The 18,811-nt window shown below is 40.3% G+C and carries 17 protein-coding genes and 1 rRNA gene; 9 read left to right on the top strand and 9 right to left on the bottom strand.

Translation table 11 applies throughout. The features are described from left to right. Nucleotides 1–180: 180 nt before the first annotated feature. Complete coding sequence (locus CF596_RS08125; RefSeq protein ID WP_096902010.1) at nt 181–462, top strand: GNAT family N-acetyltransferase; 282 nt, start codon at nt 181–183, stop codon at nt 460–462. Between the two features lie 161 nt (nt 463–623). On the opposite strand, the gene CF596_RS08120 is transcribed toward CF596_RS08125, so the two are convergent. Then, a complete protein-coding gene (locus tag CF596_RS08120; RefSeq protein WP_096902007.1) occupies nt 624–1,709 on the bottom strand; it encodes a zinc-dependent alcohol dehydrogenase family protein in 1,086 nt (361 codons plus the stop codon). 171 nt (nt 1,710–1,880) lie between these two features. Continuing rightward, nucleotides 1,881–2,909: an IS701-like element ISAba11 family transposase gene (locus tag CF596_RS08115; protein ID WP_096902004.1), complete on the bottom strand. Its 1,029-nt coding sequence runs from the start codon at nt 2,907–2,909 to the stop codon at nt 1,881–1,883. 156 nt (nt 2,910–3,065) lie between these two features. Here CF596_RS08115 and CF596_RS08110 point away from each other — a divergent pair, with 156 nt between their 5' ends. Then, complete coding sequence (locus tag CF596_RS08110) at nt 3,066–3,941, top strand: IS982-like element ISAba825 family transposase (RefSeq protein WP_000102417.1); 876 nt, start codon at nt 3,066–3,068, stop codon at nt 3,939–3,941. Between the two features lie 93 nt (nt 3,942–4,034). Here the strand turns inward: CF596_RS08110 and mpl are convergent, their stop codons facing one another. Continuing rightward, nucleotides 4,035–5,405, bottom strand: a complete 1,371-nt coding sequence (gene mpl / locus CF596_RS08105; RefSeq protein ID WP_004969796.1) for a UDP-N-acetylmuramate:L-alanyl-gamma-D-glutamyl-meso-diaminopimelate ligase — start codon at nt 5,403–5,405, stop codon at nt 4,035–4,037. A 239-nt stretch (nt 5,406–5,644) separates the two neighbouring features. Between mpl and CF596_RS08100 the strand changes: the two genes are divergently transcribed. The 4 genes from CF596_RS08100 to CF596_RS08085 all read left to right on the top strand — a co-directional run bounded on the left by CF596_RS08100 (nt 5,645) and on the right by CF596_RS08085 (nt 9,850). Continuing rightward, complete coding sequence (locus CF596_RS08100; RefSeq protein WP_096902002.1) at nt 5,645–5,986, top strand: DMT family protein; 342 nt, start codon at nt 5,645–5,647, stop codon at nt 5,984–5,986. Between the two features lie 223 nt (nt 5,987–6,209). After that, the gene (purE, locus tag CF596_RS08095; RefSeq protein ID WP_096901999.1) at nt 6,210–6,722 is read left to right on the top strand and encodes a 5-(carboxyamino)imidazole ribonucleotide mutase; all 513 of its coding nucleotides are present in this window, start codon (nt 6,210–6,212) and stop codon (nt 6,720–6,722) included. A gap of 14 nt (nt 6,723–6,736) precedes the next feature. Beyond that, entirely contained in the window at nt 6,737–7,858 is a 1,122-nt protein-coding gene (locus CF596_RS08090; protein ID WP_096901997.1) for a 5-(carboxyamino)imidazole ribonucleotide synthase, read from the top strand. Nucleotides 7,859–8,563: 705 nt separating this feature from the next. Continuing rightward, nucleotides 8,564–9,850: a lytic murein transglycosylase gene (locus CF596_RS08085; protein WP_096901994.1), complete on the top strand. Its 1,287-nt coding sequence runs from the start codon at nt 8,564–8,566 to the stop codon at nt 9,848–9,850. A 69-nt stretch (nt 9,851–9,919) separates the two neighbouring features. Here the strand turns inward: CF596_RS08085 and CF596_RS08080 are convergent, their stop codons facing one another. The 5 genes from CF596_RS08080 to CF596_RS08060 form a co-directional block, all read right to left on the bottom strand. Beyond that, nucleotides 9,920–10,297 (bottom strand): hypothetical protein, encoded by a 378-nt coding sequence (locus tag CF596_RS08080; protein ID WP_171324915.1) that lies wholly within the window; start codon nt 10,295–10,297, stop codon nt 9,920–9,922. 132 nt (nt 10,298–10,429) lie between these two features. Then, nucleotides 10,430–11,344 (bottom strand): matrixin family metalloprotease, encoded by a 915-nt coding sequence (locus CF596_RS08075; protein WP_096901989.1) that lies wholly within the window; start codon nt 11,342–11,344, stop codon nt 10,430–10,432. Between the two features lie 220 nt (nt 11,345–11,564). Continuing rightward, nucleotides 11,565–13,502, bottom strand: a complete 1,938-nt coding sequence (gene dnaK / locus CF596_RS08070) for a molecular chaperone DnaK (protein ID WP_096901986.1) — start codon at nt 13,500–13,502, stop codon at nt 11,565–11,567. 120 nt (nt 13,503–13,622) lie between these two features. Then, the gene (grpE, locus tag CF596_RS08065) at nt 13,623–14,195 is read right to left on the bottom strand and encodes a nucleotide exchange factor GrpE (RefSeq protein ID WP_277948952.1); all 573 of its coding nucleotides are present in this window, start codon (nt 14,193–14,195) and stop codon (nt 13,623–13,625) included. 519 nt (nt 14,196–14,714) lie between these two features. Beyond that, nucleotides 14,715–15,161, bottom strand: coding sequence for a hypothetical protein (locus CF596_RS08060; RefSeq protein WP_096901985.1), 447 nt, complete (start codon nt 15,159–15,161; stop codon nt 14,715–14,717). 218 nt (nt 15,162–15,379) lie between these two features. Between CF596_RS08060 and CF596_RS08055 the strand changes: the two genes are divergently transcribed. Next, the gene (locus CF596_RS08055; protein ID WP_096901983.1) at nt 15,380–16,453 is read left to right on the top strand and encodes an alpha/beta hydrolase; all 1,074 of its coding nucleotides are present in this window, start codon (nt 15,380–15,382) and stop codon (nt 16,451–16,453) included. 586 nt (nt 16,454–17,039) lie between these two features. Here CF596_RS08055 and CF596_RS15000 read toward each other — a convergent pair. Continuing rightward, on the bottom strand, nt 17,040–17,165 hold the full coding sequence (locus CF596_RS15000) for a hypothetical protein (RefSeq protein ID WP_277948951.1): 126 nt from the start codon (nt 17,163–17,165) through the stop codon (nt 17,040–17,042). Nucleotides 17,166–17,262: 97 nt separating this feature from the next. Here CF596_RS15000 and CF596_RS08050 point away from each other — a divergent pair, with 97 nt between their 5' ends. Beyond that, complete coding sequence (locus tag CF596_RS08050; protein WP_096901982.1) at nt 17,263–17,832, top strand: peptidylprolyl isomerase; 570 nt, start codon at nt 17,263–17,265, stop codon at nt 17,830–17,832. Nucleotides 17,833–18,266: 434 nt separating this feature from the next. After that, nucleotides 18,267–18,811 (top strand): 16S ribosomal RNA (locus tag CF596_RS08045); the annotation flags it as partial.

Genomic DNA, 18,811 nt, shown 5'->3' with positions numbered 1-18,811 from the left:
CTTGTTCAACATAATTTGGGATTAGGACGCTGCCTAAATCTGCGTAAAGAATTACATAATTTTAAGTGTTGTGCAATTTATTCTGTATGGTAAATCACTTTAATTTGTACAAATTCAGCACAATATTTCGTAAAGAGTGTGGCAAATTGAAAAAATAGATTTAGTTTGATAGGTGGACTTATGCAAATTCAACATCAAAAAACCCAACGCGGTGGCGAGTTTTTTATTGAACGAGATGGTCGGCATATCGCTGAAATTACTTATCAATATCAAGATGATCACACTATTTTAGCAGATCACACTTGGGTCGATCTGACATTACGAGGTCAAGGGGTTGCCCGTCAGCTATTAGATATTTTGGTCGCCTTTGCACGTGAAAAGCAGCTAAAAATTGTACCCGTGTGCTCTTATATTGAGACGGCTTTTGAAACAGATACACAATATGCTGATGTCGTGGCTTAAAAGTCTTTCTACGTTGAAATAATCTAATGTGTTGGTATTAAAACAGCATACAGACTTCGTCTGTCGTGCAGTCTAAAATTTTCTTGAAAATATTATAAAAGCCCAAAAAAGCCAATCCACAGCGCGTAGATTGGCTTTTTTGTAACATAGTTAAGCCAAGATTATTCGTAATTAATCATCACTTTCATGGCATTTTCATCTGAAGCATGTTTAAACACATCATAGGCTTTTTCAAATTCAGAGAATTTAAAATGGTGCGTTGCCAGTTTTTCTAAAGGTAATTTGCCTGAACAGCAGGTTTTTAACAGCATACCTGTCGTATTGGTATTCACCAAACCCGTAGTGATGGTCAGGTTTTTAATCCAGAGTTTGTTTAACTCAAAATTTACCGACTTACCATGTACGCCCACATTGGCAATATGTCCGCCCTCTTTCACGACATTTTGGCAAATATCCCAAGTGGCTTCGACACCTACAGCTTCCATGGCACAGTCTACCCCGCGACCACCTGTAATCTCTAAAATACGTTGTACCGCATCTTCTTTGGCAGAGTTAATGGTATGGGTTGCACCCAACTCTTTTGCCATCGCCAAGCGGTTATCGTCCATATCGACTGCAATAATTTGTGCAGGAGAATAGAACTGTGCGGTAAGCAGACAACCCATGCCAATTGGACCTGTACCCACAATTGCAATGGTATCACCAGGTTTAACATTGCCGTATTGCACACCAATTTCATGTGAAGTTGGCAATACATCAGACAAGAAAACCGCAACTTCTTCATTTAAACCTTCAGGCAGCAAATATAAAGAAGTGTCTGCAAATGGAGTACGGACATATTCAGCATGAGTACCATCAATCATATATCCCATGATCCAACCGCCTTCATTTTGGCAGTGTGCATAGAGTTGTTTTTGACAGTTTTCACAAGTACCACAACGGCTGACACAAGAAATAATGACCTTGTCGCCTTTTTTGAAATTTTTGACTGCCGAACCGACTTCTTCAACAATCCCGATACCTTCGTGACCTAAAATACGGCCATCAAATAGCCCTGTCTTGGCAACTGCAGTGTCTTGAATTTCTGGGTTTTTACCTTTCCAAATACCTAAGTCAGTACCGCAAATTGTAGTTTTGGTGAGACGAATCACGGCATCTGTTGGTTGTAAAATTTCTGGACGTGGGCGTTCTTCAAAACGAATATCATTGGCGCCGTGGTAGACCATGGCTTTCATTGTTTTTGACATTATGACCATCCTTCTTAGTAATGATGATGAAAGACATCCAGCAGCCAACCTGTAGCAACCGTCATGCTCGCAGGATGTAATCTTTTTAAAGTAACAGGTCAAGATGACAAGTTCATGAGCAGTATTGTTGCTTTTAATAATTATAATATATAAGTTAGGACTTACGCACTATTATTTATAGATTCTCTGTGGTAGCAGATGATTTTTATCGAGAATAAAGTCATCAATGAAGTTTTTGATAACTGGTCTAAATAATTTCTTCTGCCAACGATATACATTTTCAAAGATCCGCTCAAACTGGTTCTTTTGTATCTCAACGTAGGCCATCAAGGCTGAAAAAATATGATTCAAAATCAGTTTAGATCGTCTTACTTGAAACTTTTCAATATGACAAACCTGTTTAATCACCCGGTGATATTGCTCTATTTTCCAATGACTTGAATGCAATTCATGAAAACCCTCAAAGGACAATAAATCATCTTCATCTTGATGCACAATATAAAACCTCTGCTGTTCTTTTAACTGAGTCTTAAATAATTGTACAAAGCCAAAATCTTTGAGCCAGACCACTTGACCCTGATGGAAATCTGGCAATAAACGCAGTTGAAACCATTGTCCTTTTTCTGGGGAAACCTTACGGTTACAGTCGATACCAAACATAAATCGAATACCATATTTTCTTATGGTTTTTAGATTTCCAGTCGATGAATACCAACTATCACCTGTAATAAATTGAATCTTTGCACCCCAACTGAGTACTTCACTTAACATATCCATAAAGTAATCATTCTTGGTTTTACTTTCAGATTTGTCATAAATTCGGAAATTAATTGGAATATTTTGACCATTTTGATCTGTCGCATACAAGGTAATGAGATTAATACCCTTGACGGATCGGTGGTGTTTGCCTGACCAAAAATAGCTAACCAAGTCCATATGTTGACTATATGGTTTATCTAAAACAGTATCATCAATGCTGACTATAAGTTTATTATTATCAATATGTTGAATTGCTTCTTGATATAGGTCGTGAGGTGTGTAGTCTTCACGCTCTAGAAAGCGATTTACACTATCATGCGAGATATTATAAGTCTCGGCAAGTTGTGTGCAGCTAATAGAGTTCGGTTCTGTCATGAGAAAGCCCATATAAATGGGTAATGTACAAGTTGCTGTAGAAGCATGTTTAATTCGTCTGATCACAGATACTTTATAAAGTATTTTAATACTTTTTTGAATCCGTCAATGCGTAAGTCCTATAAGTTTATAATTAATACGCCAATCTCAACTTTTTAAGTCATTGAAATAAAAAGGACATAACCTCATTTTAAATCCGTCTATGAAAATAAAATTACAGTTATGTCCACTGAAGAATTTATCATCATTGTCTATTTAATCATAGAGGAAATTTACCCAACTATAGTCTCTGAACCATTAAGAAAACGTGGTTTTCCACCTGCTTTAACCGATATTGAAATTATCACAATGCAAATTGTTGGTGAGTGTCTCAAAATGGATACGGATAAAAGCATATGGATGTTTTTTAAAAACAATTACTTAAGTTGGTTCCCTCATTTAGGTTCATATCCTAACTTTTGTAAGCATTGTGCAAACTTATGGCAAGTTCATCAAAAAATCACAGCCCAATTAACTGCACATTATGGTCAGGATCATATTCATTTTATTGATGGATTTCCTATACCTGTTTGTCGTTATAGTCGAGCAAAAAGACACAAGAATTTCAAAGAACATGCAGGTTTTAGTTATTGTGCTGCACAACAAGAGAAATACTATGGTTTTAAAGGGCATCTTGTAATTAATTTGGAGGGTATGATTACTGGCTATACTTTCGCTCCAGCAAATGTAGATGAGCGTGATGTTGCACCAGAAATCACAGAAAATATTCATGGGTTACTAGGTGCAGATAAAGGTTACTTAAGACCCAGCTTGAAAGAATACTATAAATTTCAGTATGTTGATCTACAAACTCCTTTAAGAAAGAATATGCCGGACTCTAGATCTCAAGAATCAATGAGGTTGCTTATGAGAGCACGAAGGAAAATTGAAACGGTCATTGGTCAATTAACTGATCGCTTTAATATTCAAAAAGTAAGGGCAAGAGATTTATGGCACTTATCGCATCGTTTTATCAGAAAGATTTTGTCACATACGGTCTGCGTCGTTATGAATAAAAAATGTGGTTATTCGCCGATTCAATTTGAAAAGCTTATTTAAAGTTGAGATTGGCGTAATTAATATAAAAATCCCCTATTTTTTGCCAAAAACAGGGGATTTTTTTGAAAGAGTTTTAAATCAGTTTAAGCGATTTTAAGCCGTGTGTTGCAACGCTTGAATGAGTTTTTGATGTAAACCACCAAATCCACCATTTGACATAATCACCACTGCATCGCCCTCACCTGCTTGGCTCACGATTTTTTGAATAATTTCATCCAAAGTATTGGCCACCACCGCATGATTGCGAGCAGCCGCAACCACAGGCTGTAAATCCCAGTCTAGACCTTCAGGTTGATACCAAATCACAGCATCCGCCAAACGTGCTGAATCTGCCAAGCCCTCTTTATGACTGCCCATGCGCATGGTGTTGGAACGTGGTTCAATAATCGCCCAAAGCTTACGCTCACCCAAACGCTTACGTGCGCCGTCCAGTGTGGTTTCAATTGCGGTTGGATGGTGGGCAAAGTCATCATAGACTTCAATGCCGCGTATGGTGCCTAATAACTCCATACGGCGTTTCACCCCACCAAAATTGGACAGCGCTGCACATGCGGTTTCAATTGCAACCCCAACATGCTCTGCTGCGGCGATGGTTGCCAAGGCATTGGCGACACTGTGTTGCCCAGTCATATTCCAGCGCACTTCACCTTGTAGCACACCATTTTTCAGAACTTTAAAATGTGAACCATCTGCTGCAAGTTGTTCTGCATACAGTTCCGCTTGTGGGTCTGCATTGAGCGAAGTACGTAGCACAGGTGTCCAGCAACCCATTTCTAACACTTCATCAATATGGGTTTCTGTAATTGGGGCAATAATGCGCCCTTCACTTGGGATGGTACGCACCAAATGATGGAATTGTTTTTGAATTGCGGCCAAATCATCAAAAATATCGGCATGGTCAAATTCAAGGTTATTTAAAATGGCGGTTTTAGGATGGTAATGTACGAACTTGGAGCGTTTATCAAAAAACGCAGAGTCGTATTCATCGGCTTCGACACAGAAATACTTGCCTGCACCCAAACGTGCACTTTCACTAAAGCCTAAAGGAACGCCGCCAATTAAAAAGCCCGGTTCTAAGCCTGCCTGATCCAATACCCACGCCAACATGGTGGTGGTGGTGGTTTTGCCGTGCGTGCCTGCAACGCCCAGTACGTGTTTGCCTTGCAAGACATGATCGGCCAAAAATTGTGGGCCAGAAATATACGGTAAACCTGCATTCAGCATATATTCAACCGCGTCTATCCCACGTTTCATGGCATTGCCCACAATCACTAAATCTGGATGCGGTTGTAAATGGCTGCGGTCATAACCCTGCATTAAGGTAATGCCTGCATTTTCTAGTTGAGTCGACATTGGTGGATAGACGTTTTGGTCTGAACCTGTGACGGTATGTCCTAAATCGCGGGCCAAAAGTGCCAAAGAGCCCATAAATGTGCCACAAATACCCAAAATATGCAGATGCATTCCGCCTTACTCCACTGCTTTTATAGACACATCACGTTTTTTTGTGCTGTTGTCGTGATTAATTTGATTTGAAGCAACGATAGCAAGGGTTTTGGCGAAAAGATAGTGATTCTTGTATCTCATTTCAGGGATTTTTCAGTGCTGAATTTGCGCCCAACGATGAAAAAATTGCTGCTCTTGCATTTTTCATGGCAAATAGCCCGTAAAATAAAACTGAATTTTTAAGATAGTACGACACAATGTCTTCAGCACTTTTACTTTTGGTGATTGCAAACTGTTTTATGACCTTGGCGTGGTATGGTCATCTCAAGTTTTTACCACATGATGCGCCGCTGTGGCAGGCAATTTTATTCAGTTGGGTGATCGCCCTATTTGAATACAGTTTGATGATTCCAGCCACCCGTTTGCTGGCGCAGCATGGCTGGGCGGTAGGTCAAATGAAAATTACCCAAGAAGTTGTGACTTTATTGGTGTTTGTACCATTTATGATTTTTCTGTTTAAGCAACCATTTAAACTGGATTATTTATGGGCAGCCTTATGTTTATGTGGTTGCGTGTATTTTGTATTTCGTACACCTTAAAGATGAGTTTTGGTTCGCTTGAATAGCTTAAGATTCCCCTATTTTGTTTGACTGTTTTTAATTCTCTAAAATAACCCGATAAAAATAATCAAAAAAGTCGCTTGAGTAGCCCTGTTCAATTTTAACAAGTCGAAAAATCAGTCTATAATGTGGTGTTCTTATTCAAGCTTGGCTTTCTCGCCTGAATTTCTCTTTCCTTAGTTTCGTTTCTGGAATATTTGTAATGAACGCGGCCGCTGCACAAGACGCTCCTCTCGTTGGAATTATCATGGGTTCTCAATCGGATTGGGCAACTCTCGAACACACTGCCAATATGCTAAAGCAGCTTGGTGTCCCATTTGAAGCGGAAGTCGTTTCTGCACACCGTACCCCAGATCGCTTATTTGAATATGCTCAACAAGCGCGTGATCGAGGCATTCAGGTGATTATTGCAGGCGCAGGTGGTGCTGCACACTTACCAGGGATGTGTGCAGCCAAAACTGATTTACCTGTTTTGGGTGTGCCAGTGAAATCTTCAATTTTAAATGGTGTCGATTCATTACTTTCGATTGTACAAATGCCTGCAGGTATTGCAGTAGGTACATTGGCCATTGGTCCTGCGGGAGCAACCAATGCGGCAATTATGGCGGCCCAAATTTTAGGTTTAACCCGTCCAGAGATTGCACAAAATGTTGCCAATTTCCGTGCCGCACAAACTGAAAAAGTTTCCAGCAACAATATTCCAGGTCAGGTTTAAGCGGGACAATTACTATGAATAAGACCATCGGTATTTTTGGTGGCGGACAATTGGGTCGCATGATGGCGCAGGCGGCCTTACCTTTAAATATTCAATGTACTTTTTTTGAAGCTACTCCAGATTGTCCTGCGGCAGCCTTAGGTCAGGTTTTTGCTAGCAAAAGCGAAAATAGCCTACAAGACTTTATACACAGTGCCGATGTATTCAGCCTTGAGTTTGAAAATACACCTTTGGCAAATGTTGATGTATTGATTAAGCAGAAAGACTTGCATCCACCACGTCAGGCTTTGGCAATTGCTCAAAACCGCTTGCTGGAAAAAGGCTTATTTGATGAATTGGCGATTCCTGTTGCGCCGTATAGAGCGGTCAACTCGCTAGAAAGTTTACAGGCTGCTGTCGCTGAACTTGGTCTGCCAATTGTATTAAAAACCGCAACGGGCGGCTATGATGGCAAAGGTCAGTTTGTATTGCGCAGTGCCGATCAGATTGAACAAGCGTGGGTGGAACTTGGCCCTGCAGGCAGTTTGATTGCAGAAAGTTTTGTAACTTTTTCACGTGAAGTATCTATTATTGCGGTACGTGGTCAAAATGGTGAAGTTAAAACTTGGCCCTTGGCAGAAAACCATCATCACAACGGTATTTTATCGCACTCGATTGTGCCTGCACCAAACAGCGCAGACTTACAGCCTGTGGCGCAAGACTACATCACTCGCCTACTCAATCACTTGAATTATGTTGGTGTGTTGACGCTAGAACTGTTTGTGACCGAACAAGGTTTGTATGCCAATGAAATGGCACCTCGCGTGCATAACTCAGGTCATTGGTCTATTGAAGGTGCCGTGTGTTCGCAATTTGAAAATCATATTCGTGCCGTAGCAGGTTTACCTTTGGGTTCAACTGAAGTGGTACGTCCAACGGTGATGGTCAATATTATTGGTCAACATCCAAAAACTGAAGATGTGTTGGCATTGAATGGCGCACATTTGCATTTGTACAATAAAACTGAGCGTGAAGGTCGTAAAATTGGGCATATTACTTTAATGCCGAATGATGCTGCTGAATTGACAGATTTATGCCGCCAATTGGCAAAAATTTTGCCAAATCCTTTGGCACTCAGTGAAGATATGCGCATCTAAGCCTATACATAATCGAAAAATCATAAAAAAGCGTTCAATATTGAGCGCTTTTTTATCTCTTAGATTCTCAAATGAAGTGCAACAAATTTTAAATCTTACTATATCAATACTTTCTACCGTTTATCAGTAGCCAATTGACCCTGTAATTCTGGCTTGATTAAGATAGATTTGTTCTAAGCAACAAAAATAACTGTATCCAACAGTGGTTCTCAATAAAAATACAAACAAGTTTGTTAGGCCAAGACAGTAGTAATGAATTCAAAACTTTAAATTCAAATGGCGGTTTTTAAATTTAAAGCTATGGTGTAACTTTGAATTTAAATATGGCAAATGAATTTAAAAATGGGTAAATAGTTTTGAATTTAAATAAAAATATTGGTTGTTGTAGTCTTTAAATTTAAAAAACTGCTTTTAAATTCAAATCAATTACTTCGGGAAATGCAATATATATCTAGTTTTGTGGATAACTTTTCTCACCTTAATTTGAATTCAAACTTTAAATTTATAAACCTATCGTTTGACTGCAATTTGAATTTAAAAATAAAAAAATATGTCACTTGTGGATAAGTGTTTTGAATTTAAAAAAGCAGAAATGAATTTAAAACTGAAAAATGAATTTAAAGTTACAGATTTTCATCTGATCTCTATGGCTGAAGCTGTTATGGTAAAGCCAAGATTTAAATTCAAAACACATCAAAGGGTATTATGCATCGTTTCGCTGTGATTTTTGCGACTGCTGCAATGGCAGCTACTCAGGTTCAGGCAGAACTGATTATCAATGGAAAATCTGTCACCGTGACACCAACGGTCAGTACATCTGCAAATTTTCAACCACAAAATCATTTTCAAACTTGTTTGGCCAATTTACGCAGTCAAGCCATTGCCAAAGGCGTGAGTGGTAGCAGTTATGATCGCTATACTCAAAATCTTAGTCCAGATTATTCCGTCATTGAGCGTTTAAATTACCAACCTGAATTTTCCACGCCAATTTGGGACTATCTTTCAGGCTTGGTGGATGATGAGCGCGTGCAAGCAGGGCAGCAGAAATTGGCACAGCACCGTGATGTGCTCAATCGTGTTGCAGCAGCCTATGGCGTACCTGCAGAAACCGTAGTGGCGGTTTGGGGTGTAGAAAGTAACTTTGGTGCGATTTCAGGATCATATCCATTATTGCAAGCATTAGGTACCTTGAGCTGTGAAGGACGCCGTCAAAGCTATTTCCGTGGTGAGTTTTTTACCACCATGCGTTTATTACAACGTGGTGATGTCACTGAGTCACAATTAAAAGGCTCATGGGCAGGAGCGTTTGGGCATACTCAGTTTATGCCATCGACCTATGATGAGTTAGCGGTCGACTTTGATGGTGATGGTCGTCGTGACTTAGTATCTAGTATTCCTGATGCTTTGGCTTCCACCGCTAACTTTTTAAAACGTCGTGGCTGGCAAACAGGGCAGCCGTGGGGCTTTGAAGTCAAAGTGCCTACAGGCATGTCTTTTAGTGGTGAAGGACGACGCAATAAAAAATCTCTCAGCAGTTGGGTTAATCGTGGATTGACTCGTGCAGATGGTTCGGCATTAATTCAGGGCAATTTATCGGGCAGTAGTCAGGCAGGCTTGATGGCACCTGCAGGTGCGAATGGCCCTGTATTCTTAGTGTTTAGAAACTTCGATGCCATTTATAGCTATAACGCCGCAGAAAGTTATGCCTTGGCGATTGCACATTTATCAGATCGTTTAATGGGGCAGCCTGCATTTCACACCGCTTGGCCAACCGATGACGCAGGTACATCTCGTGCAGAACGTCGTGAAATTCAACGCTTTTTGTTAAGTCGTGGTTATGACATTGGTGAAGTGGATGGCTTAATTGGCGACAAAACCCGTCAAGCGATTCGTCAGGAACAGATTCGACTCGGCTTAGCTGCAACAGGTCGGGCAGGGCAGCAAATTTTAACAGCATTCCGTAATGAAGCGGCCAAACAAATGATGCAATAAGTTGTCGCGATTGCATAAAAAGGTCTGCAAATGTGCAGACCTTTTAAATTTTTGTCTTAAAACAGGTGTTTAGGGTTCAATTTTCACTGCTTCAAGTAAATCAAAAATCACAGTCGTCACATCTTGGCTTAATTCTTTGTTATTAAAAATTTCATAAGCTGAAATAGTGATGTCGGTGTCGCTGGGTAGCAAACGCTGTTCTTCTTCAATCAGGTGTTCAATTGGCAGTAGAGTCTGTCTAACCTCAAGATGCAAAATATTTTTGTATTCAATATTTTCATCTTCAAGTTCAATTACTTGCTCATTAAAATACGGCAATAAAATCGAGTGGAGACAAGGTTGAAGCTCAACAATATCAAAAATTTCAATATCACGGCTTTGTTCAATCGTGCTGATGTGGTCATTTACTTCAATCAGGATATGGTAGTAACTCACATGAATCTCCACAGATCGTTCGGGGTTATACAAGAGCTTCACAATAACATGAAATGAGTAAATTTGCTGCCTTTGCACGTGTAATGGCTATGCAACGCTCGTACGAGCTAAGAGGAATTCTGGCTTTGAGTCAATCTAGTTTGCTCAATGCCGTGCATGGAGTAAATCGAGATCGGCAGGGCGCAGTTGGAAGTTCTGCAACTGCTGCTCTTTTAACATCGGATACATTAAGGCATAAGGGTCGTTATGGTGTGCTAAACCCAAAGCATGACCAAATTCATGTGCCAAAGTTAAGCGTAAATCATCTTTAGATTGAAACTCATAAATCCGAATAGCCTGACCATCAAAGCTACCTTTATCAAATAAACGTGGCTGAAAACGTGCATTAAATTGCTGGATGGATACATCAATGTCTTGATTGAGTTGATTGAGCGCATCGACTTGTTGGTTGAGCTGGTGAATGTGTTGATTAAATTGCGCTATTTCGTGTTCTAAACTCCTCAGGTGTTGCTGGATTTCTTGTTTTTTGGCTGCAAAAATTTCCCGTTGCGAGGGATGCAGCCCACCACTTTGGTTAATCTGCTGTACTTGTTGATTGTATTGTTCAAGTTGTTGTTCAAATAACAATTTTTTTGCATCTAGTTGTTGATTTTTATCTTCAATTTCTTGTTTGAGTACTTGAATGTTTTGGTTTTGATTGTTCCAGTGTTGTTGGCGTTGTTGAATGGCTGTAAGTTGTTGCTGACGTTGATTCGATTCATCTTGACGTTGATCATAAATCAAGTGAATGGTGAGCTTGGCATTTGGATCATATACAAAATAATCCTGTCCCGTTCCTTGTGTCCAGATCTGGGTGGCTTCCTGACTCAGTTGTAGTACATCGGCATGGCTTAAGCCAAAACGAGGATCGACTTCTCCAATACGATAACGTAAGCGATTATCTAAAGGGTGTTGCAAACGATCCAGTGCAGTATTGTGCCGTGTATGCGGATGCTGAATATTTTGATAAATTATCAAGATAGAAAATAGTATGATTGCACCCAACAGAAACAAACGCATTGCTAGTGACATCCTCTTTTGGATTAACTGTAGCTGAAAATAGGGCAGTAACTCAATCGATTTGCGGTTGGCGCATCATTTTGTCTGCTGTATTTGGTTGAGTTTGTAATTGTCTGTTTTCTTTAATTTAAATCTTAAAGTCAGTGTAACGAGTATTGAAAAGAAAAACCGCGCTGCAATTGCTTGCAGCGCGGTTTCTGATGTGCGTTAAAGCGACAAATTATTTTTTGTCATCTTTGACTTCGGTGAATTCAGCATCTACAACGCCATCATCGGCTTTTTGCTGACCTGCGTCACCGCCAAAGGCATTCGGATCAAAACCTTGTGCACCGCCTTGACCTTGCGCAGCTTCATACGCACGTTGCGTGATTGGCATGATGATGTTTTGCAATGCTTCAGTTTTCGCTTTGATTGCATCTACATCATTTTCTTTAGTCGTCGCTTCAAGCTCAGTGACTGCGGTTTCAATCGCAGTTTTCTCATCAGCAGTCACTTGTTCACCAAGATCTTTGACTGCTTTTTGAGCAGAAGAAACTAAAGCATCCGCTTCGTTACGTGCTTTTGCAAGTTCTTCAAACTTACGGTCTTCTTCAGCATTCGCTTCAGCATCTTTAATCATCGCTTCAATTTCAGCATCACTCAAACCAGAGTTTGCTTTAATTTGAATTGATTGTTCTTTGCCTGTGCTCTTGTCTTTTGCAGATACTTTCAAGATACCGTCAGCGTTAATGTCGAACGAAACTTCAATTTGTGGCACACCGCGTGGCGCAGGTGGAATGTCACCTAATTGGAAGTTGCCCAACAATTTGTTTTGTTGAGCCATTTTACGCTCACCTTGGTACACCGAAATGTCTACCGCAGGCTGGTTGTCTGCCGCAGTTGAGAACACTTGAGATTTCTTCGCAGGAATCGTGGTGTTTTTCTCAATGATTGGCGTCAACACACCGCCCATGGTTTCAATACCAAGCGTTAATGGCGTTACGTCTAAAAGCAATACGTCAGTTTTGTCACCAGACAATACCGCACCCTGAATTGCTGCACCAATTGCTACAGCTTCGTCTGGGTTTACGTCTTTACGTGGCTCTTTACCAAAGAATTCTTGTACTTTTTGTTGTACAAGTGGCATACGTGATTGACCACCTACCAAAATTACGTCAGAGATGTCAGAAGTCGAAAGTCCCGCATCTTGTAGGGCAACTTTACATGGCTCAATGGTACGAGCGACTAAATCAGCAACCAAACCTTCAAGCTTCGCGCGAGTCACGTTCATTACCAAGTGTTTCGGACCTGTTGCGTCTGCAGTGATATATGGCAAGTTGATTTCGGTCGAATTTGAAGATGAAAGCTCAATTTTTGCTTTCTCAGCCGCTTCTTTCAGACGTTGTAATGCCAATGGATCTTGTTTCAAGTTGAAGTTTTGCTCTTTTTTGAACTCTTCAACTAAGTATTCGATCAAGGCATTGTCAAAGTCTTCACCACCAAGGAAGGTGTCACCATTGGTTGATAACACTTCAATTTGTTGGTCGCCATCAAGGTCTGCGATTTCAATGATGGATACGTCAAAAGTACCACCACCTAAGTCGTAAACTGCAACTTTACGGTCGCCTTCTTTTTTGTCCATACCGAACGCAAGTGCCGCAGCAGTTGGTTCGTTAATGATACGTTTAACGTCTAAGCCAGCGATTTTACCCGCATCTTTGGTTGCTTGACGCTGTGCATCGTTAAAGTAAGCAGGAACAGTAATAACTGCTTCTGTTACTGTTTCACCTAAATAATCTTCTGCAGTTTTTTTCATCTTTTTCAAGATTTCAGCAGAGATTTGTTGAGGAGCTAATTTTTTATCGTTTACTTCAACCCAAGCATCACCATTGTCAGCTTTGATGATTTTGTAAGGCACAAGACCGATATCTTTTTGTACCGCTTGGTCTTCATAACGACGACCGATTAAACGCTTAATCGCGAATAATGTATTTTTCGGGTTAGTTACAGCCTGACGCTTTGCAGATTGACCTACAAGAATTTCACCATCTTTATAAGCAATAATAGATGGCGTTGTACGTGCACCTTCTGCGTTTTCAATTACTTTAACTTTGTCGCCTTCAAGTACCGCTACACATGAGTTAGTTGTACCTAAGTCAATTCCAATAATTTTAGCCATTTGGATGTTTCCTCAAAAATTCTTTTGTAATGTTTTCACTTGTTATTCGATATGAGAGCCAATCAAAATTTTTCAAGTTGTTTAGATGAAATTTTTTTTCAACTCTCAATTTTATATGGCTTAAGCGCCAACCATCACCATTGCAGGGCGGAGTAAGCGACCATGTATGGTGTAGCCTTTTTGTAATACGTTGCCAATTTCGTTGGCTTTTGCATTTGGATCAATCCCTACGGCTTGATGCAGGTCTGCATTGAAACCATTGGCTGTATCAATCACCACTACACCAAACTTTTCTAAAGTGGTCAGTAGTGATTTCAATGTGAGTTCCACACCTTCAGACAAGGCCGTTTTTTCATCACCATTGGCGGCAATGGCACGTTCAAGGTTGTCTACTGAATCTAACAATTCTTTCGCAAACTTTTCTAAAGCAAACTTTTTAGCGGTATCTGCTTCGCGTTCTAAACGCTCTTTGGTTTTTTCAGCTTCGTAAACTGCATTGGCAGTACGTGCTTTTTCCAATTTTAGATTTTCTTCAAGTTTGCTCAGTTGTTCTTGTAAAGACTCAACGGAAACTTCTGCTTGCTCAGTATCTTGCGCTGTTTGTTGTTCCGTTTGCGCTTGCTCAAGGTCTTGAGTTTGTTCGTTCTGCTCAGTTGCCATTGATTTACTCCGTTTAAATGGGTTTTTAAACATGTACAGTCCTTTGGCGTCAGTGCTAATGCAAACTGCGTTATTGCTGAACTGCCATGGTTCGAGAAGTTCGTAATTAGTTAAGAAATCGGGGCAGGGTAGATAAAATTCAAGCGTCTTTGCAGATTAATTTTAATTTGCTTTTTACTTTAACTAAAAATAACAATTTTGCTGCACTTTAATGTTGCAAGTGAAGGCTAGTTTAAAGCAAAAAGATGCGGCATTTTGGTGCTAAAAAATGAATTTAAAGCCTAAAAAGCATTTGATTTATATGGGAATTGACCTGTAGCTCAGGATTTTTATTTTAGCTTTCATTGAATAGCCGTGCTAAGGACGTGTTAAGTAAGAGCTAAACAAATTATTTTAGAGTTATTTTTTTACAATAATTTATACGCTGCTTATTCTTTGTGCATAGATGCTATATTGCTGTAGTTTCTAGTGTATTGTTAAAAGTGTTTTCTGGCTTATCCAAGCTCTAGATAAGCCTTTTTTTACTTCATTTGTTTAGCATAGCTGCAAGACTTAATCACGATCCCGTCTTTGTTCACGGTCTTTACGATTTTCCTGCCAGCGTTTACGTGCTTCCTCATGTTTTTTACGTTGAGCTTCAACTCGCTGTTTACGTTTTTGTTCAAGCTGCTTGCGCTGTTGTTCCGAAAGTCGTTTACGTTGCTCAGCTAAACGCTGGCGTTCTTGCTCGTGTTTTTGCCGTTGCAATTGCTTTTGTCGGTTTTGTTCCCATTCACGACGCTCAATTTCGCGCTTGCGACGTTCTAATTCTACCCGTTGTTGGCGCTGTTGATATTCCCAACGCTGACGATCATAGTCATAACGTCGATCATCATAATCATGGCGACGTTCATAACGAGGATCATAGCGACCATCGTAGTAACCATCTTCAGGAAATGCGACACAGCCTACGGCTAAAAAAGCAGTAGCGCATGAGAGTAATATCAGTTTTTTAGCCATGTTCCACCTCCTGAGCCAATCTATAAATTTGCAAGAAACATGCATAATGGTCAGCTAAACTGTCAATGACAGCGTCATAAAAGCAGGGTAGCGTATAGGTAATTTGAATGTGTATAACGATTGAAGCACTTGTATAACAAAATGGTCACTTTACTGTTGATCATGAAGAAATTATGAAGCATTAGGTAAATCATGCAGATATATAAAAAGGAATAGGCATGCAAATTTTGAATTCTTCTCTCAAAAATAAATTGCACAAAAGACAAGGTGCTGCTGCACGTGCATTAAATAAGTTACCAAGTCGAGTGCATCATACTTTGGCTCACGCCTTGGGTTATCCATATCATTATCCAGACCTTGATCCATTTATTAAATGCATGATGGCAGCACAATTAAAGCAAGGGAAAATAGGTTTTATTGGTGCTGACCCTGTGCAGTCCAGACAAGCATTTGATCGACAAATGCAATCAATTCTGAGTACTCCAACTGCGGTCAAAAGGGTTGAAGAAATCCGTTTAAACTTGGCCAGTGGCAATATCGCAGCGCGTTATTATCATCCTGCACCCCATAAAAAATTGCCTTTAATCGTGTTTTATCATGGTGGTGGATTTGTGGTGGGTGGTTTAGACAGCCATGATGAATTCTGCCGTTTGATGGCAGTGCACGCCAATGCGCAAGTATTGAGTGTAGCGTATCCTCTCGCGCCTGAAGCCAGCCCACAGCAGATTATTCAAGTCTGTGAAGATGCTTTGGCATGGGCGTATCAACATCGTCGCGAAATGAAAATTTTAAAAAATCGTATAGCGGTGGCAGGCGATAGCGCAGGCGGCAATATTGCCGCGGTGGTTGCTCAGCGTAGTGCTCATTCAGCTTATGCACCTGACGCACAATTTTTAATTTATCCAGCCTTAGATTTTAAGAGCCGACATCCTTCATTTTTTGCTTATAAAGATGGTTTAGTATTGACGGGACAAGATATTGATTTTGTCACCCAACACTATGTCGCACAGCATCAGGTCGCTTTGGATGATCCAATCATTTCACCAACTTATGGCAAATTGAAAAAACTGCCACCTACCTTTGTGGTCACAGCAGGGCATGATGTGTTGCATGATGAAGCTGAAATTTATGCACATAAATTACGTCAGAATGCTGTCACGGTAAAATATGTAGAATATTTAGATCAAACTCATGGTTTTATTAGCATGACCTTTGTGTCGCGACGCGCTAAAAAAATCAGCATTGAAATGTGCAAAAACTTTAGAAAATTCTGGGATCGACCACGTAGCTAAATCTTGGATTGTCTGTTTTAAGCTGTTTCACGTGGAACAATGAAACTAGAGCAGCGATTTTTGCTTCGGTAAAAGTCAGCTCCAATTCAGGTATGTAAAAAACCGTTGATGAAGCGTGCCTGATTAAATCAGGAAAGAAACCTGGATTCTATTGCTAGGACGCGTGTTTGAACGGGATTAATATGCCGCGAAAAGAAGAATTAAATTGATAGGATTTCCTTTGCCATATTTGCTAAATTGTTATTAAAAGTGCAGTAGGGATGTAACGAGTATTCATCTGAAAGCTACGTTGCGGAAAGCATTTTTAAGTTGAATGGCGAATTGCAAGGTTGAGTGTTGTATTTTGCAACTCATCTGCCGATCTTGATATCCCAATCAAAGCTTGCAGTTCTTTCGGAATGCCCCAAAGCTGCAGTCTGTGTTACAAAGAAGACTCAGATGGAACGAATATTTTTAGCAATGGTAGATAAACGACGCTACGTAAATAAAGGATGATCTAAAATCAGCAGCTCATCATCAGTACCAATAGGGTTAGCGTGTAACGTCCCTACATGACTTGAATAGGACGACCTAAAAAAAGAAGGTGCTAAGCCAAAAATAATGCCTGTTGTAAAAATTCTGGATTGAGCCAACAATCTAAAATATAGGCTTCACCTTGCAGTTGCCAAGGTGTGGGACACAGTCGGATCTGATCTGAATTATTTTTATACATAAGTTTTCCAGCATGATAAAAAATAACCACTGATTTATTCACATAATCTAATTAATATAGAGCAATGCAAATACAACACTGATGGATTGGTCAGCAAATGTTAAAACAAAGTATGTTCACCATGTCGGCAATGCTTATCAGCTTCAATACCATGGCAGCCAACACCGTGGTAGAAATGACAACCAGTATGGGCAACATTGAAATCGAGTTGTTTAATGACAAAGCCCCAATTTCTGCAAAGAAATTTGAAAACTATGCTAAGTCAAACTTCTATAATGGTACGATTTTCCATCGTGTCATTCCGGGCTTTATGGTGCAAGGCGGTGGTATAGATGCCAATATGCAAGAAAAGCCAACCAAAGCGACCATTCGTAATGAATCAAGTAATGGTTTGAAAAATACCCGTGGTACCTTAGCGATGGCACGTATGAATCATCCTGATTCTGCTAGCAGCCAATTTTTTATTAATGTGGTAGATAACAATTTCTTAAATCGAAGTCCACGTAACGCAGGCTATGCGGTATTTGGACAAGTCATCAAAGGGATGGATGTTGTCGATAAGATTGTGAAAGTACCCACTGGAAACTATGGTATGCACCAGAATGTACCGAAACAAGCGGTAAAAATACTCAGTGTGAAAGTGAAAGAGGCTGCTCCAACAAAATAAGCGAATTTAGATTACAAAAATATGAAAAACATATTTTTAATTTAAAATTATAGGGTTACTATGAGTTTTGTGTGTTTTTGAACCAAAATGGTGCGTAAAAATCCAACACTCGTGAAAACAAGTAGTTAAAAGCACTTGCACGTGTAGGAAATTGCCCTATAATGCACCCATCCCGACGCGAAACAGCCTACGAACTTAGCTCACAGGGTTAAGTTGCAGAGAAAGTTTTGCGTTATATTTTCACTGACGAAGTGAAAATAAGATCATTAAGAGATTATGAAGAACAACTTGTGTGGATTTTTACTGGTTGATTGATCGAAATTATTTTCATTGATTGATTGGTTTAAATTACTCGAAGTTTATTTGAGCGAAATTTAAGTCAGAAAATTGATGAGCCAGATTTGGTCACTTCGAATAAAGTGACAAAATGATTTTAACTGAAGAGTTTGATCATGGCTCAGATTGAACGCTGGCGGCAGGCTTAACACATGCAAGTCGAGCGGGCGAGGTTGCTTCGGTAACTGAGCTAGCGGCGGACGGGTGAGTAAAGCTTAGGAATCTGCCTATTAGTGGGGGACAACATTTCGAAAGGGATGCTAATACCGCATACGTCCTACGGGAGAAAGCAGGGGACCTTCGGGCCTTGCGCTAATAGATGAGCCTAAGTCGGATTAGCTAGTTGGTGGGGTAAAGGCCTACCAAGGCGACGATCTGTAGCGGGTCTGAGAGGATGATCCGCCACACTGGGACTGAGACACGGCCCAGACTCCTACGGGAGGCAGCAGTGGGGAATATTGGACAATGGGGGGAACCCTGATCCAGCCATGCCGCGTGTGTGAAGAAGGCCTTTTGGTTGTAAAGCACTTTAAGTGGGGAGGAGGCTTACCTGGTTAATACCTGGGCTAAGTGGACGTTACCCACAGAATAAGCACCGGCTAACTCTGTGCCAGCAGCCGCGGTAATACAGAGGGTGCGAGCG

Origin of the sequence: Acinetobacter sp. YT-02 (assembly GCF_002412355.1) — a bacterium.
Taxonomy (GTDB): Bacteria; Pseudomonadota; Gammaproteobacteria; order Pseudomonadales; family Moraxellaceae; genus Acinetobacter; species Acinetobacter towneri.
The sequence above is the reverse complement of the archived record's forward strand: the minus strand, read 5'-3'. Positions and strand labels throughout refer to the sequence as shown.

Bases quoted from the DNA above. Each gene is read 5' to 3' on its own strand.
- grpE (WP_277948952.1), bottom strand. From the start codon at position 14,195: ATGTTTAAAAACCCATTTAAACGGAGTAAATCAATGGCAACTGAGCAG.
- CF596_RS08085 (WP_096901994.1), top strand. From the start codon at position 8,564: ATGCATCGTTTCGCTGTGATTTTTGCGACTGCTGCAATGGCAGCTACT.
- CF596_RS08075 (WP_096901989.1), bottom strand. From the start codon at position 11,344: ATGCGTTTGTTTCTGTTGGGTGCAATCATACTATTTTCTATCTTGATA.
- CF596_RS08055 (WP_096901983.1), top strand. From the start codon at position 15,380: ATGCAAATTTTGAATTCTTCTCTCAAAAATAAATTGCACAAAAGACAA.
- CF596_RS08120 (WP_096902007.1), bottom strand. From the start codon at position 1,709: ATGTCAAAAACAATGAAAGCCATGGTCTACCACGGCGCCAATGATATT.
- mpl (WP_004969796.1), bottom strand. From the start codon at position 5,405: ATGCATCTGCATATTTTGGGTATTTGTGGCACATTTATGGGCTCTTTG.
- CF596_RS08110 (WP_000102417.1), top strand. From the start codon at position 3,066: ATGTCCACTGAAGAATTTATCATCATTGTCTATTTAATCATAGAGGAA.
- CF596_RS08125 (WP_096902010.1), top strand. From the start codon at position 181: ATGCAAATTCAACATCAAAAAACCCAACGCGGTGGCGAGTTTTTTATT.
- CF596_RS08060 (WP_096901985.1), bottom strand. From the start codon at position 15,161: ATGGCTAAAAAACTGATATTACTCTCATGCGCTACTGCTTTTTTAGCC.
- purE (WP_096901999.1), top strand. From the start codon at position 6,210: ATGAACGCGGCCGCTGCACAAGACGCTCCTCTCGTTGGAATTATCATG.
- CF596_RS08050 (WP_096901982.1), top strand. From the start codon at position 17,263: ATGTTAAAACAAAGTATGTTCACCATGTCGGCAATGCTTATCAGCTTC.
- CF596_RS15000 (WP_277948951.1), bottom strand. From the start codon at position 17,165: ATGTATAAAAATAATTCAGATCAGATCCGACTGTGTCCCACACCTTGG.
- CF596_RS08100 (WP_096902002.1), top strand. From the start codon at position 5,645: ATGTCTTCAGCACTTTTACTTTTGGTGATTGCAAACTGTTTTATGACC.
- CF596_RS08090 (WP_096901997.1), top strand. From the start codon at position 6,737: ATGAATAAGACCATCGGTATTTTTGGTGGCGGACAATTGGGTCGCATG.
- dnaK (WP_096901986.1), bottom strand. From the start codon at position 13,502: ATGGCTAAAATTATTGGAATTGACTTAGGTACAACTAACTCATGTGTA.